The organism is Agrococcus citreus, from assembly GCF_039527715.1.
GTDB lineage: Bacteria > Actinomycetota > Actinomycetes > Actinomycetales > Microbacteriaceae > Agrococcus > Agrococcus citreus.
Genome location: NZ_BAAAKK010000004.1, coordinates 173,286 through 186,244, shown reverse-complemented (window position 1 = coordinate 186,244; position 12,959 = coordinate 173,286). Strand labels below are relative to the sequence as shown.

Genomic DNA, 12,959 nt, shown 5'->3' with positions numbered 1-12,959 from the left:
ACCCGGCGCGCGACCGACGGCGTGTCGTGACCACCCGATGCGGCGGCGGCCAGGCAGGGTCACCCCCGGGGATGACTTCGGCGCTCGCGGCACCGCGCGGCGCCGCGGCCTGCCAGGCTCGGCCCGTGCGACGCATCCAACGAGCCCTTCCTCTCGCGGCCCTCTGCCTCGTCGGGGCGCTGCTCACCGGCTGCGGCCTGCTGCAGCCCGCGTCGCCGACCACGACGGTGACGGATGCGTCGGGGCACGAGACGACGCTCTCGTGGGCCGACTTCCCCGGCGAGCAGCACCACGAGCCGGCCGACGTGCTCGCCGCCCCGCGGTCAGAGCAGGTCGAGCGGTTCGGCGACGAGCTGCTCGACGAGCTGCAGCGCTCGGTCGACGACGTCGCGCCCGGCCTCGCCTGGGAGACCGGCGCGGAGGGCGGCGTCTCCGAGCACGGCGGCAACGGCTACGGCGGCCCGTCGCTGCATCGCACGTACAACTCGCCCGACGTGTCGACCGCGGAGGTGCCGGACGACTGGGACGCGCTCACGGCGGCCCTCGACGCCGAGCTCGCGCAGCACGGCTTCGAAGCGATCATCTGGGACTTCGAGCGGGAGCCGTTCGCGCACCAGACCGCGGCGGAGCACGACGCCGAGGTCGTCGAGGTGCACGGCTCGCTCGATCCCGCCGAGATGTGGCGCTGGCTGGGCTCCGCCTCGGACGGCGCCATGTGGGTCTCGGTGATCCTCGTCGACGTCGACAGGGGCGTCGGCGCGCCGCCCGACGTCGACCGGCAGTCGCCGCAGCTGCTCGCCCTCATGGTCGGCGCGACCGTGATCGATGCGGCCGACGAGGCCGCCTACCGTGACGGCACCGCGCCCTTCGAGGGTCTCGAGCGGCCCGAGGCGACGCACTCCGACTGACGCCGGCGCTCGGCGCGCGCATAGCAAGCCGCGACAGGATGGCGGCATGACGACGCTCAGCGACTTCCAGGCAGAAGCACTCACCGGCGGCGAGGTGGACCTCGCCGAGTACTCGGGCAAGGTCGTGCTCGTGGTCAACACCGCGAGCCAGTGCGGGCTCGCCCCGCAGTTCGAGGGGCTCGAGCAGCTGCACCAGGAACTCGCCGACAAGGGCCTCGTCGTGCTCGGCTTCCCCTCCGACACCTTCAACCAGGAGCACGACTCCGCCGACGAGATCGCCGAGGCGTGCCAGAAGAACTACGGCGTGAGCTTCCCGATGTTCGCGAAGGTCGCGGTCAACGGCTCCGAGGCGCACCCGCTCTTCAAGTGGCTCAAGGACGAGAAGAAGGGGATGCTCGGCGGCGCGATCAAGTGGAACTTCACGAAGTTCCTCATCGGTCGCGACGGCACCGTGCTCGAGCGCTTCGCCCCCACGACGACGCCCGACCAGCTGCGGGATGACATCGAGCGGGCGCTCGCTGCCTGACAGGCTCCCGCGCGCGGCCGCAGCGCCATTGCGTGACGCGCGTCGCGCATCCGCGACCCTAGGCTCGCCGACATGAGCATGTCGAACCACGCTGGCGCTCGCGACGGCGACGGTCCGGAGGTCGTCCCTGCGGCGGAGGCCGGCCGCTTCCGACTGCTGCAGATGCGCCCGCGCGATCCGGAGGAGGCGGGCAGGTCGGCCACGCCCCTCGAGCTGTTCTTCGACCTCGTCTTCGTGGTCGCGGTCAGCATCGCGTCGGTCAACCTGCACCACGCGCTCGGCGAGGGGCACGTCGTCGAGGGGCTGCTGGTCTACGGCGTCATCTTCTTCGGCATCTGGTGGGCGTGGATCAACTCCACCTGGTTCGCGACCTCGTTCGCGACCGACGACTGGCTCTACCGCCTGCTGACGTTCGTGCAGATGGGCGGGGTGCTCGTGCTCGCCGCCGGTGTCGCGCCGGCATTCGAGGAGCAGGACTTCTCGCTGCTCATCTTCAGCTACGTCGTGATGCGGGTCGCGATGGTCGCCCAGTGGCTCCGCGCCTCGCGCTGGGCGGGCGAGAGCCGCCGCGCGACGCAGCTGTACGCGGTCGGGATCTCCGCAGTGCAGGCGCTCTGGCTGCTGTCGTTGCTGCTGCCCGAGCCGGTGTCGTTCATCGCCATCGGCGTGCTCATCCTCGCGGAGCTCGCGGTGCCGATCGTCGCCGAGCGGCAGGGCGAGACGCCGTGGCACCCGCACCACCTGACGGAGCGCTTCGGCCTCTTCACGCTCATCCTGTTGGGCGAGAGCCTGCTCGCCTCGGCGAACGCCGTCATCGTGGCGATCGAGGAGGTCGACGAGCTCGGCCCGCTGCTCTGGATCGCGACGCTCGCGCTCGTCGTGACGTGCGCCCTCTGGTGGATCTACTTCTGGTCGCCCCACCACCGGCTCATCACCGACTACGCGAGCTCGGTACGGCACGGCTACGCGCACTTCTTCGTCTTCGCCGCCGCCGGCGCGCTCTCGGCCGGCATCGAGGTGGAGATCGACGTGCTCACCGAGACGTCAGCGCTCGACCCGCTGACTGCATCCTTCACCGTCACCGTGCCCATCGCCGTGTTCGTCATGGGCATCTGGGGCATCGCGCTGCGGCATCAGCGCGACCGGGTCGTCAACACGGTCGTGCCGCTCGGCGCGCTGCTCGTGCTGCTCGACCCCCTGCTGCCGTTCCCGGTCGCGGTCTCGGCCATCATCCTGGCGATCGTGGTGCTCGTGCTCGTGGTGCGCGCGCCGGACGAGGCGCACGAGCACGCCAGGTTGGAGTGACCGGCAGCGCGTCCTCCATGGCTGGCCGCGGCACGCCGAAGCGGCCCGAGCACGGCAGGATGGACCGGTGACCGACAGCGAAGAGACCGTCCAGCGCCGCCCGATCCTCGCCCTCGTCGGCATCGGCCTCGTCGCCGGCTTCCTCTCGGGCATGTTCGGCATCGGCGGCGGGATCGTGATCGTGCCCCTGCTCGTGCTCGCCGCGCGCTTCGGCAGGCGCCGCGCCGCGGGCACCTCGCTCGCCGCCATCGTGCCGTCGGCGCTCGTCGGCGTGGGCAGCTACGCCGCGGCCGGGCACGTCGACTGGCTCGTCGCGCTGCTGCTCGTCGCCGGCTCGATCGTGGGCGCGCAGGTCGGCGCGCACCTGCTGCACAAGCTGCCGGTGCTCGCGATCCGCTGGGCGTTCATCGTCTTCCTCGCGGCGGTCGCCGTGAGCCTCTTCCTCGTCGTGCCGTCGCGCGACGGGCAGGTCGCGCTCGAGGTGCTGTCGATCGTCGGGCTCATCGTGCTGGGCTTCGTAACGGGCGTGCTCTCGGGCATCCTCGGCGTCGGCGGCGGCATCGTGATCGTGCCGATGCTCATCCTGCTGTTCGGGCAGAGCGACGTCGTCGCGAAGGGCACGTCGCTCGCGATGATGATCCCGACGGCGATCTCGGGCACGATCGGCAACCTCCGCAAGCACAACGTCGACCTGCCGTCGGCCCTCATCGTGGGGCTTTCGGCGTGCGTCACGACCGCGCTCGGCGCGGCCGCCGCGATCGCGCTCGACCCGCGCACCGCATCGATCCTCTTCGGCGCCTTCCTCGTGGTGCTCATCGTGCGGCTCGTCGTCGAGGCCGTGAAGATGGGCCACAAGGAGTGACGCGAGCCTGAGGGGCTACCAGCCCATCGTGCCCGGCGCGCCCTTGAACGGGCCCGTCACGCGCGAGGTGATCCAGCCGCCGTAGAAGCCGCCCGGCTGCGGCTCGACGGTCTCGCCGTCGACCTCGATGCGGTCCATGCGCGCGGGGTAGACGGCGACGTGCCCGGCGAGCGCCTCGAAGCCTGCGCGCGGCGTCGGGTAGTGCCAGCCGGCGGCCTCCTCGGCCCGGTCGCCGCCCGAGATCGTGAGGTAGCCCGCCCGGCCCTTCCACTCGCACACGCTCGCGCCGCTCGCGCTCGAGAGGGCGCCCTCGCGGAACGCCTCGCGCGGCAGGTAGTAGGTGGGCGGATGGCTCGTCTCGAGCACGCGCAGCGACGCGCGGGTCTCGGCGATCACCTCGCCGCCGAGCACGATGTGCACGAGCTCGTCGCTCGGCTCGACGCGCGGCGGGCGCGGGTAGTCCCAGACGTTCTCGATCGGATGCGTCGTCATGCGTCGAGGCTAGGGAGCGCGGCTTTGCACCTGCCCTGCGGCGTGCAACGCGGTCCGATGACCGCTGACCGGCGGCGCAGACTCGGCCGATCCACCGGCCCGGCTCCGGTTCGCTCGGCGCTAGATCCGGCACCTCCCGTGCCAGCGCAGCACGCGGGAGGAAGATCGTCGGCGGATGTTCTTGAGTTCCCCTCCGGTCTGTGGCACTGTCAGGACAGCAACATACGGCGTAGTAGGTTGCGAGAACGGGAGCAGACAATGAAGTTCGCGAACACTCGGAGAGCGGCACTCGCTATTGCCGCCGTTGGAGCACTCACCCTCGCCGGGTGCTCAGCAGCAGGCGACGACGGAGAGGCCGCACCGGCGGATCCGCTCCGCATCGGCGTCATCGTGCCGCTCAGCGGCGCGGCCGGCCCGAACGGCGGGCACGTGCTCGCCGGTATCGAGGCGCAGGTCTCGCTCATCAACGACGCCGGGGGCATCGACGGTCGCATGATCGAGGTCGTCTCGCGCGACGACCAGAGCACGCCCGCAACGGGCGTCTCGGCGGCGACCGACCTCGTCGAGGAGGGCGTCGACGTCGTGATGGGCGGCTGGAACAGCCCGGTGACGCTCGCGATCCAGCCCGTGCTCGTGCGTGCCGACGTGTTGAACATCACGAGCATCCCGCAGAACGCGAGCATCCTCGGCGGCGCGGACCCCACCGCGATCCGGATGAACGCCGGCAACGCCATCGGCGGGTACACCGCGGCGACCTACATCGCCGAGGAGCTCGGCGCGCAGCGCGTCGCGATGATGCTGCAGAACGACGCCTACGGCATCGACGCGGGCGCCTTCGTGCGGCAGAACCTCCCGGACTCGGTCGAGGTGGTCAGCGAGGAGCTCTTCGAGTACACCGACACCGACTTCCGGGTCGCGATCTCGAACGTCGTGGCCTCGAACCCGGACGCCCTGTACACCGCGAACGCCGCGGAGTCGTCGGGCCAGCCGGCGCTCATGCAGCAGCTCGGCGCCTCGAACATCGACTTCCCGTACTTCGCCGGCACCGGCACGGTCTCGCACACCGTGATCGACGCCGCTGGTGAGGGCTCGGTCGAGACGATGTCCGCCGACCTCTACTTCGGCGATGTCGAGCCGTGGGCGTCCTACCCGAAGAACGTCACCTTCATGGAGCGGTTCGAGGAGCAGGTCGGGTCGATGCCCGACAAGTTCGCCGCCCTCGGGGGCCAGTCGGTGGATGTCTGGGCGCAGGCCGTCGCGAACGCCGGCAGCGCTGAGCGGCAGGCGGTCGCCGACGCGATCTACGGCCAGACCTTCGAGGACACCATCCTCGGCTCGGTGAGCTTCACCGGCCACGGTCAGCAGATGTTCCCGATGTTCGCCTTCTCGGTGAGCGACGGCGAGATCACCGTGCTCGACGAGATCGCCATCCCCGAGGAGGTCTGGGAGCAGTGACCTCGGTGACACCCTCCACGCCCGAGCAGGTGATGGGAGACGAGCGGAAGTCGAAGAGTGGCGCTGTCGCGCTCAGCGTGGAGGGTGTCTCGGTCAAGTACGGCGCCTTCACCGCGCTCACGGACCTGACGTTCCACGTCGACGACGGCGAGATCCTCGGCATCATCGGCCCGAACGGCGCCGGCAAGAGCTCGAGCTTCGCGGCCATCACCAACTCGGTCAAGCGCAGCGGCTCGGTGACGCTCTACGGAGAAGAGGTCGACCGGGCCTCGACGCAGCGGCTCTCGCGGCTCGGACTCCGCCGCACGTTCCAGCAGAACTCGTTCTTCGCGGAGCTGACCGTGCTCGAGAACGCGATGGCCTCGTTCCAACTGGCGGAGGGCTCGTCGCTGCTCAAGAGCACGCTGACGCCCTGGGTCGAGGCGCGGCAACGGGAGAGCCGCCGCGCCTCGGCGAAGGCGCTGCTGATCGAGTTCGGCATCCCTGAGCGCTACCACGCCATGCAGCCCGACGACCTGCCGCACGGCCTGCAGCGCGTGCTGTCGATCGTCGTCTCCTATGGCTCGGGCAGCCGAGTGCTCCTCGTCGACGAGCCAGGAGCAGGCGTCGGCGGCGAGGACATGAAGGACCTCGCTGAGCTGCTCGTGCGGCTCAAGCGGCAGGGCATGGCGCTCGTGCTCATCGAGCACCACATGGACCTCGTCATGGAGATCTGCGACCGAATCCTCGTGCTGGACCGCGGTGCCACCATCGCGCACGGAGCCCCTGCGATGGTGCAGCGGGACCCGGCAGTGCTCGAGGCGTACCTGGGGAAGACAACATGAACTACGTGGTCCAAGCGGAGCACATGCACGTCCGGTACGGGCACTCCGTGGCGGTCAAGGACATCAGCATCTCCGTCAAGGAGGGCGAGCTCCTCGCGATCGCCGGAGCCAACGGCGCCGGCAAGTCGACGCTCGTCAACGCCATCGCGGGCTGGTCGCGAGCGACGCCCCGCGTCAGCGGGACCGTCACCTTCAAGGGCGACGACGTCAGCAAGCTCCGTGCCGAGATGCGCGCCCGACGCGGCATCGCGCTCGTGCCCGAGTCGCGCGGCGCCTTCGCCGAGATGACCGTGCACGAGAACCTCTCGATGGTCGACGCGAAGAACGACGAGGGCAAGAACTTCGAGATCGAGGACATCTTCGGCCTGTTCCCGAGGCTCAAGGAGCGCCGCTCGCAGCAGGCGGGCACGCTCAGCGGCGGCGAGCGCCAGATGCTCGCGATCGGCCGCGCGCTCCGAGCGGCTCCGTCGCTCCTGATCCTCGACGAGCCCTCGGTGGGCCTCGCCCCGCGCCTCGTCGTCGAGGTGCTCCAGCACGTGAAGGAGCTCACGCAGGACGGACTCGCCGTGCTGCTCGTGGAGCAGAACGTCCGGGCGGCGCTCGAGGTGGCGGATCGGCTCTCGCTCATCGAGCAGGGCGAGATCACCGCGACCGGCACGGCCGACGAGATGCGGGAAGACGATCGCACCATCAGTGCCTACCTGGGAGGGCTGCGCGCACCATGAACCAGTTCCTGTCGCAGCTCATCAACGGCGTCGCGCTCGGCGCCGGCTACGCGCTCCTCGCGGTCGGATGGTCGGTGCTGCTGAGCGCCGCCCGGCTCGTGAACTTCTCGCACGGACAGCTCTACATGATCGGCGCGTTCGTGACGTGGTGGTCGATGAGCTCGCTCGGCCTGCCGTACTACGCGGCGGTGCCGATCGCGGTGATCGCCGTCGGACTCATCGGATTCCTCATGCAGGGCCTGATGTCGAAGCTCATCATCAGCCAGAACCTCGTGAGCCTCATGCTCGTCACGCTCGCGTTCGGCTACATCATCACCGGCGGGGCCTCGCTCATCTTCAGCGGCAACCCGCGCCAGATCGCGAGCCCCGCGATGGGTGAGCGCATCTACATCCTCAACACCTACATCACGATGCAGGAGGTCGTCATCATCATCGCGGCGCTCGTGCTCTACGGCGTCACATGGCTCGTGCTGGAGAAGACGACTGCCGGGCGCAAGGTGCGCGGCGTCGCCGAGGACCCATTCCTCGCTCGCCTCTACGGGATCAACCCGGGCAAGGTCTACGCCGGCGTCTTCGTGTTCTCGGCAGCGTCGGCCGCGCTCGCGGGCGCCCTCATCGGGCCGCGCCACCCCATCCTCACCTCCATGGGCTTCGAGGAAGTGATCATCACCTTCCTCGTGGTCGTCCTCGGCGGCATCGGCAGCATCATCGGCGGTCTCGTCGCCGGCTTCGGGCTCGGGCTCTTCGTCGCACTGTTCGGCGCGTACGTCTCGCCCGCCTACGCCATGCCGGCGGCATTCGCGGTGCTGCTCGTGCTGCTCGTGGTCCGCCCCCAGGGATTGAAGGTCAAGTCATGAAGTCGCTGCTGTCGAACCCCGTGGTGCGGATCGTCGGAGCGGTCGCCGCCATCGTGCTCGCGCTCTTCCTGCCGCAGCTGCTGGGCGGGGGCAACAAGATCTACACGACCTTCGCGCTCATCGCGATCTTCGCGATCATGTCGTACGGGATGGACATCATCCTCTCGGACCTCGGCGAGGTCAGCCTCGGCCAGACGGTGTTCTGGGCCGCGGGTGCCTATACGACGGCGCTGCTCGTCATCAAGCTGCAGTGGGATCCGCTGCTCTCGCTCGTCGCGGCGATCGCGGTCTCGATGGCGATCGCGATCGTGCTCGGACTCATCACGATCCGCACGCGCGAGTTCGTCTTCTCGCTCGTGACGTACGCCTCGGCCATCATCGCCATGGCCATCGTCACGAACGTCGAGCTCTTCGGCGGGTCCGACGGCCTCGTGGGCATGCCGGTGCTCGAGATCGGCCCGTACAACGCGGGCAGCGCGCAGAACTTCTACCCGGTCGCGCTCATCTCGGTCGTGCTCGTCATCTATGCGGTCGCCCGGTTCCGCCGCTCGCGCCTCGGTCTGACGGCCCGCATGACGCACATGAATCCCGAGCTCACGACCACGATGGGCTTCGACGTGCGCAAGACGCGCGCGATCGTGTTCATGATCTCGGCGCCGGCGAGCGCCCTCGCCGGCTGGCTCTATGCGTTCCAGCGCAGCTACGTCGGGCCGGACCTGCTCGACCAGTTCTTCCTGCTGCTCATGCTGACCGCGGTGATCCTGCCGGGCAAGCGCATCCTGTTCGGCCCGCTGATCGCGACGGCGATCCTGGTGATCCAGCAGCAGCACTTCTCGTTCGGTGGGGACGTGGACAAGATCGTGCTCGGCGGGGTCCTGGCCGTCGTGCTGCTGACCTCGAAGGACGGCCTCGCCGGCTGGTTCCGCGGGATCGCCAGCGCGCGCCGCAAGCGACGGGACGAGCCAGCGCCGGCCGCTCCCGCATCCGTGAACTGAATCGATGAAGAGACAAGAGGAACCTTCTATGAGCGTGATCTGGGCACCCCCGTCGACCGAGGAATCCGAGCGCTGGCTCGCCATCGCCGATGAGCTCTCCACGGGCCACTTCGAGCCGCTCGCGGGCGAGCTCGACCGCGATCAGCGCTACCCCTGGGAGAGCGTCGAGCGACTCGTGGACTCGGGGCTCGCCGGGCTCTTCGTGCCGAAGCAGTTCGGCGGCCAAGGAGCGTCGTTCGCCACGACCTGCGCGGTCATCGAGCGCATCTCGCGCGGCTGCGCGTCCACCGGCGCCATCCTCACGGCCTACGCGCTCGGCGGCACGCCGCTCGTGCTCGCGGGCACCGAGGCACAGCAGGCGAAGTACCTGGGCGCCCTCGCTGCGGGAGAAGCGGTGAGCTTCGCGCTGACGGAGGTCGGTGCCGGGAGCGACGCCGCGCAGATCAAGGCCACCGCGACGCGCGAGGGCGATCTGTGGCGCATCCGCGGGGAGAAAATCTACATCGGCAACGGTGGCGCGTCGCGCTACTACGTCGTCTTCGCCCTCACCGACCCGGAGGCAGGGGCCCGAGGCATCACCGCGTTCATGGTCGACAAGGAGGCCGACGGGGTCGTCATCGATCACCTCGAGGACAAGATGGGCATCCGCGGCACCCAGACGAGCAACCTCAAGCTCGACACCGTGGTCCGCGACGAGGACATGCTCGGTGATCTGGGCCGAGGCATGCGACTGGCGATGCAGACGCTCAATGCGGGCCGCATCTCGGTCGCCGCCCAGTCGGTCGGCGTCGCGCTGTCCGGCTACGACGAGGCGAGCCGCGAGGCGGTGAAGCGACACACCTTCGGCACGGCGATCATCGACAACCAGGGCATCGCGTTCCCGCTCGCCGACGTCGCCACCAGGATCACCGCAGCGCGCATGATCACGACGCACGCGGCCGAGGCGTACGACCGCGGGGAGAGCGTCGCGGTGCTCGGCGCGATGGCGAAGCTCTACGCGAGCGAGGCGTCGCACGACGCCGTCGACCTCGCCGTGCAGGTCTTCGGCGGAGATGGCTTCTGCAAGCCGACGCGCGCCGAGCGGCTCTACCGCGACCAGCGCATCCTCGAGATCTACGAGGGCACGTCCGAGATCCAGCGCCTCGTGCTGGGGCGCGCGATCAAGGCCGACGTCGTCGCGCAGGAGGAGGTGGCCTAGTGGGGTTCGAGAACCTCTGGCACTTGGACGTGGCGTGGCCCGCTGCGGGACGGCAGCGCGTCTACGACCTGTCGCACCAGCTGCACACGGGCATCCCGCACCACCCGAACCACCCGCCGTACTCCTTCTCGCTCACGAAGCAGCACGGTGAGGTGATGTATCCGGCGGGCGTCTCAGCGGCGGCCGAGATGATCACCACCGGCGGGCATGTCGGCACGCACATGGACGGATTCGCCCACGTCTCGAAGCTCGGCAAGGTCTACGGCGGTCACGACGTCGTCGCGAACCAGTCGTACGGCGACGGCGTCGCGGTGCAGTCGGTGCACGAGATGGCCCCGGTGCTGGGGCAGGGGCACCTCGTCGACCTCACGGTGCTCCACGGGCGGGAGCTGACACCGGAGGACGGGATCGGCGCCGCGGAGCTCGAAGCCTGGTTCGCCGACCGCCCAGCGCCGCAGGCGGGCTCGGTCGTGCTGCTGCGCACAGGCTGGGACCGCCACTGGAGCGACAACGCCGCCTTCCTCGGCACGCAGACGGGCGCTCCAGGGATGACGCTCTCCGGAGCGGAGTGGCTCACGGATCGTGGCGTCATCGCCACCGGCGCCGACACCGTCGCCTACGAGCAGTCGCCGTCACCGGAGCTGCCGGTGCACTGCCACTTGCTGGTGGAGCGCGGCGTGCCGATCATGGAGGCGATGAACCTGCGCCCGCTCGCGGACGCCGAACTCTGGGAGTTCTTCTTCGTCGCGGCTACTCTGCCCATCCGCGGCGGAACCGGGTCACCGATCCGGCCCCTTGCCTTCGTCGCGGACGAGGGATGACAGGAGTGCCCACCATGACCGATGCCACATCGAAGCGGCTGTCGCGGCCGGGGCCCGCTGAGGCCGGTCGCGACGCCGTCCTGGAGGCCGCCGCTGAGGAGTTCGTCAAGCACGGCTTCACGGCGACGAGCATGGACGGCATCGCGGACGCGCTCGGGTCGACGAAGGGCCGCGTCTATCACTACTACCGGGGCAAGGCCGAGATCTTCCTCGATGTCGTCCTGCACGGCATGCACGACCTGCTGCTGATGATCGAGCCGATCGCGACCGAGAGCGGTGTCCCCGCCCGAGAGCGGCTCTCGCGCATGGTGCGGAGCCACGCGCTGTGCATGATGGAGGCGAGCAACCCGCAGCGGGTCGCTGTGCAGCTCGTGCAGTACCGCGGCATGCCCGAGCTCGCCACGCACACCGAGACGACCGAGCGCATCATCGAGCTGCGTCGGCGCTACGAGCGCGCATTCCGAGACGTCGTCAGCGAGGGCATCGCGGACGGTGCCTTCCTCGACGTCGACCCGTCGCTCGCTGCCAAGTCGATGCTCGGGTCGCTCAACTGGATCCCGATGTGGTTCCGGCCGGGGCGAGGCGCCGACGAGGTCGCGCGCATCGCCGACTTCTTCAGCGAGACCGCGCTGCGGTCGCTCGAGGCCGAGGGGGCGTGAGGCGCATGGCACAGCCGCATTCGGAGCGCTACTGGAGCGACGTCGAGACGTGGGACAGGGAGCGCATCGCGACCCTGCAGCTCACGTCGTTGCAGCAGCAGCTCGCCCGCGTCGGCGAGCGCAGCACCTTCTACCGCCGCCAGTGGGCGGACCTCGGCTTCGACCCCCGCGACATCCGCGAGCTCTCAGACCTCCGTGCGCTGCCGACGGTGCGGAAGTCCGACTACGTCGACAGTCTGGCCGAGGACGGGCCGTGGGGATCGATGCTCGCGGCGCCGCTCGACGACGTCGTGCGCGTGCACTTCTCGTCGGGGACGACTTCCGCGCCGACCCCGGTCTGCTGGACCGCACCGGACATCCGCCGGTGGACGGAGCTGTACGCGCGAGCTGCGTATGGGCAGGGTGTGCGCCGCTCCGACGTCTACCAGGTGCTGTTCGGATTCGCGTGGTTCGTCGGCGGCCTCGGTGTCACGACCGCGTACTCGGAGATCGGAGCGACCGTGATCCCGGGCGGCTCGAGCGAGACCGAGCGCCAGATCGATGTCATGGCCCGCTACGGGACCACCGCGGTGAGCGGAACCCCCTCGTTCATGCTGCATCTCGCCGAGACCGCGGAGCGGCTCGGCCGGCCGCTGACGGAGAATCGCGTCCGTCGCATCCAGGTGGGCGGCGAACCGGGCGGTGCGGTGCCGCAGACCCGAGCCTTCATCGAGCGCGCCTGGGGTGCGAAGGTCTTCGACGGCTACGGGTCGCTCGAGTTCCAGCCGATCGCATGGGAGTGCGAGGAGCAGGCGGGAGGCCACATCGCGGAGGACTTCGCCTTCGCCGAGGTCGTCGACATCGAGACGGGCGAGCCCGTCCCGGACGGCACCCCGGGCGTCCTCGTGCTCACCCACCTCGACAAGCAGGCCACGCCGTTCGTCCGCTGGTGGACCGGCGATGTCGTGGTGCGCTCGACGGAGCCCTGTGCATGCGGCCGCACGCTCGCGCGCCTTCCCGGCGGCGTCCGTGGACGAGGCGACGACATGCTCGTGATCCGCGGCGTCAACCTGTTCCCCAGCGCTGTCGAAGCGGTCGTCCGCGGGTTCCCCGGCGCGTCGGGGGAGCACCAGCTGGTCATCGACAGCTCGACGAAGGATCCCGCGACCGGCTTCCCCACGGGGATCAAGCTGCGGGCCGAGCTGCCCAGCGACGATCCCGGGGCCGCGGATCGGCTCGCGAGAGCCATCCGCACCGAGCTCACCGTCCGATGCGTCGTCGAGCCCGTCCCGTTCGGGACCCTCGAGCGCAGCACACACAAGTCACGCCGCGTCGTCCACGAGGCCTAGGCCG

Annotated in this window: 14 protein-coding genes; 13 read left to right on the top strand and 1 reads right to left on the bottom strand. The window is 69.8% G+C overall.

Going from position 1 to position 12,959, the window contains the following annotated elements:
- Window positions 1–125: 125 nt before the first annotated feature.
- The 4 genes from ABD106_RS07925 (at window position 126) to ABD106_RS07910 (ending at window position 3,601) form a co-directional block, all read left to right on the top strand.
- Window positions 126–908 carry a hypothetical protein gene (locus tag ABD106_RS07925; protein WP_343919128.1) on the top strand — a complete coding sequence of 261 codons (783 nt, stop codon included), beginning with the start codon at window positions 126–128 and terminating at the stop codon, window positions 906–908.
- Window positions 909–954: 46 nt separating this feature from the next.
- A complete protein-coding gene (locus ABD106_RS07920; RefSeq protein ID WP_343919126.1) occupies window positions 955–1,434 on the top strand; it encodes a glutathione peroxidase in 480 nt (159 codons plus the stop codon).
- A gap of 72 nt (window positions 1,435–1,506) precedes the next feature.
- A complete protein-coding gene (locus ABD106_RS07915) occupies window positions 1,507–2,739 on the top strand; it encodes a low temperature requirement protein A (RefSeq protein WP_343919124.1) in 1,233 nt (410 codons plus the stop codon).
- 67 nt (window positions 2,740–2,806) lie between these two features.
- Window positions 2,807–3,601 (top strand): sulfite exporter TauE/SafE family protein, encoded by a 795-nt coding sequence (locus tag ABD106_RS07910; RefSeq protein ID WP_343919122.1) that lies wholly within the window; start codon window positions 2,807–2,809, stop codon window positions 3,599–3,601.
- Window positions 3,602–3,616: 15 nt separating this feature from the next.
- On the opposite strand, the gene ABD106_RS07905 is transcribed toward ABD106_RS07910, so the two are convergent.
- On the bottom strand, window positions 3,617–4,093 hold the full coding sequence (locus ABD106_RS07905; protein ID WP_343919120.1) for a DUF427 domain-containing protein: 477 nt from the start codon (window positions 4,091–4,093) through the stop codon (window positions 3,617–3,619).
- A 258-nt stretch (window positions 4,094–4,351) separates the two neighbouring features.
- On the opposite strand from ABD106_RS07905, the gene ABD106_RS07900 reads away from it, so the two are divergent.
- Genes ABD106_RS07900 through ABD106_RS07860 form a run of 9 tightly spaced genes read left to right on the top strand, consistent with a single transcriptional unit; the run spans window position 4,352 to window position 12,955 of the window.
- Window positions 4,352–5,548 carry an ABC transporter substrate-binding protein gene (locus tag ABD106_RS07900; protein WP_343919118.1) on the top strand — a complete coding sequence of 399 codons (1,197 nt, stop codon included), beginning with the start codon at window positions 4,352–4,354 and terminating at the stop codon, window positions 5,546–5,548.
- A 5-nt stretch (window positions 5,549–5,553) separates the two neighbouring features.
- Window positions 5,554–6,372 carry an ABC transporter ATP-binding protein gene (locus ABD106_RS07895; RefSeq protein ID WP_343919116.1) on the top strand — a complete coding sequence of 273 codons (819 nt, stop codon included), beginning with the start codon at window positions 5,554–5,556 and terminating at the stop codon, window positions 6,370–6,372.
- The gene (locus ABD106_RS07890) at window positions 6,369–7,097 is read left to right on the top strand and encodes an ABC transporter ATP-binding protein (protein WP_343919114.1); all 729 of its coding nucleotides are present in this window, start codon (window positions 6,369–6,371) and stop codon (window positions 7,095–7,097) included. The genes ABD106_RS07895 and ABD106_RS07890 overlap by 4 nt, the downstream gene beginning before the upstream one ends.
- Window positions 7,094–7,954, top strand: a complete 861-nt coding sequence (locus tag ABD106_RS07885; protein WP_343919112.1) for a branched-chain amino acid ABC transporter permease — start codon at window positions 7,094–7,096, stop codon at window positions 7,952–7,954. The genes ABD106_RS07890 and ABD106_RS07885 overlap by 4 nt, the downstream gene beginning before the upstream one ends.
- The gene (locus ABD106_RS07880; protein ID WP_343919110.1) at window positions 7,951–8,949 is read left to right on the top strand and encodes a branched-chain amino acid ABC transporter permease; all 999 of its coding nucleotides are present in this window, start codon (window positions 7,951–7,953) and stop codon (window positions 8,947–8,949) included. The genes ABD106_RS07885 and ABD106_RS07880 overlap by 4 nt, the downstream gene beginning before the upstream one ends.
- A 28-nt stretch (window positions 8,950–8,977) precedes the next feature.
- On the top strand, window positions 8,978–10,147 hold the full coding sequence (locus ABD106_RS07875; RefSeq protein ID WP_343919108.1) for an acyl-CoA dehydrogenase family protein: 1,170 nt from the start codon (window positions 8,978–8,980) through the stop codon (window positions 10,145–10,147).
- Complete coding sequence (locus ABD106_RS07870; RefSeq protein WP_343919106.1) at window positions 10,147–10,968, top strand: cyclase family protein; 822 nt, start codon at window positions 10,147–10,149, stop codon at window positions 10,966–10,968. Before ABD106_RS07875 ends, ABD106_RS07870 begins: the two co-directional genes overlap by 1 nt.
- Window positions 10,969–10,982: 14 nt before the next feature.
- On the top strand, window positions 10,983–11,627 hold the full coding sequence (locus ABD106_RS07865) for a TetR/AcrR family transcriptional regulator (protein WP_343919104.1): 645 nt from the start codon (window positions 10,983–10,985) through the stop codon (window positions 11,625–11,627).
- Between the two features lie 5 nt (window positions 11,628–11,632).
- On the top strand, window positions 11,633–12,955 hold the full coding sequence (locus ABD106_RS07860) for a phenylacetate--CoA ligase family protein (protein ID WP_343919102.1): 1,323 nt from the start codon (window positions 11,633–11,635) through the stop codon (window positions 12,953–12,955).
- The last annotated feature ends 4 nt before the right edge of the window (window positions 12,956–12,959 follow it).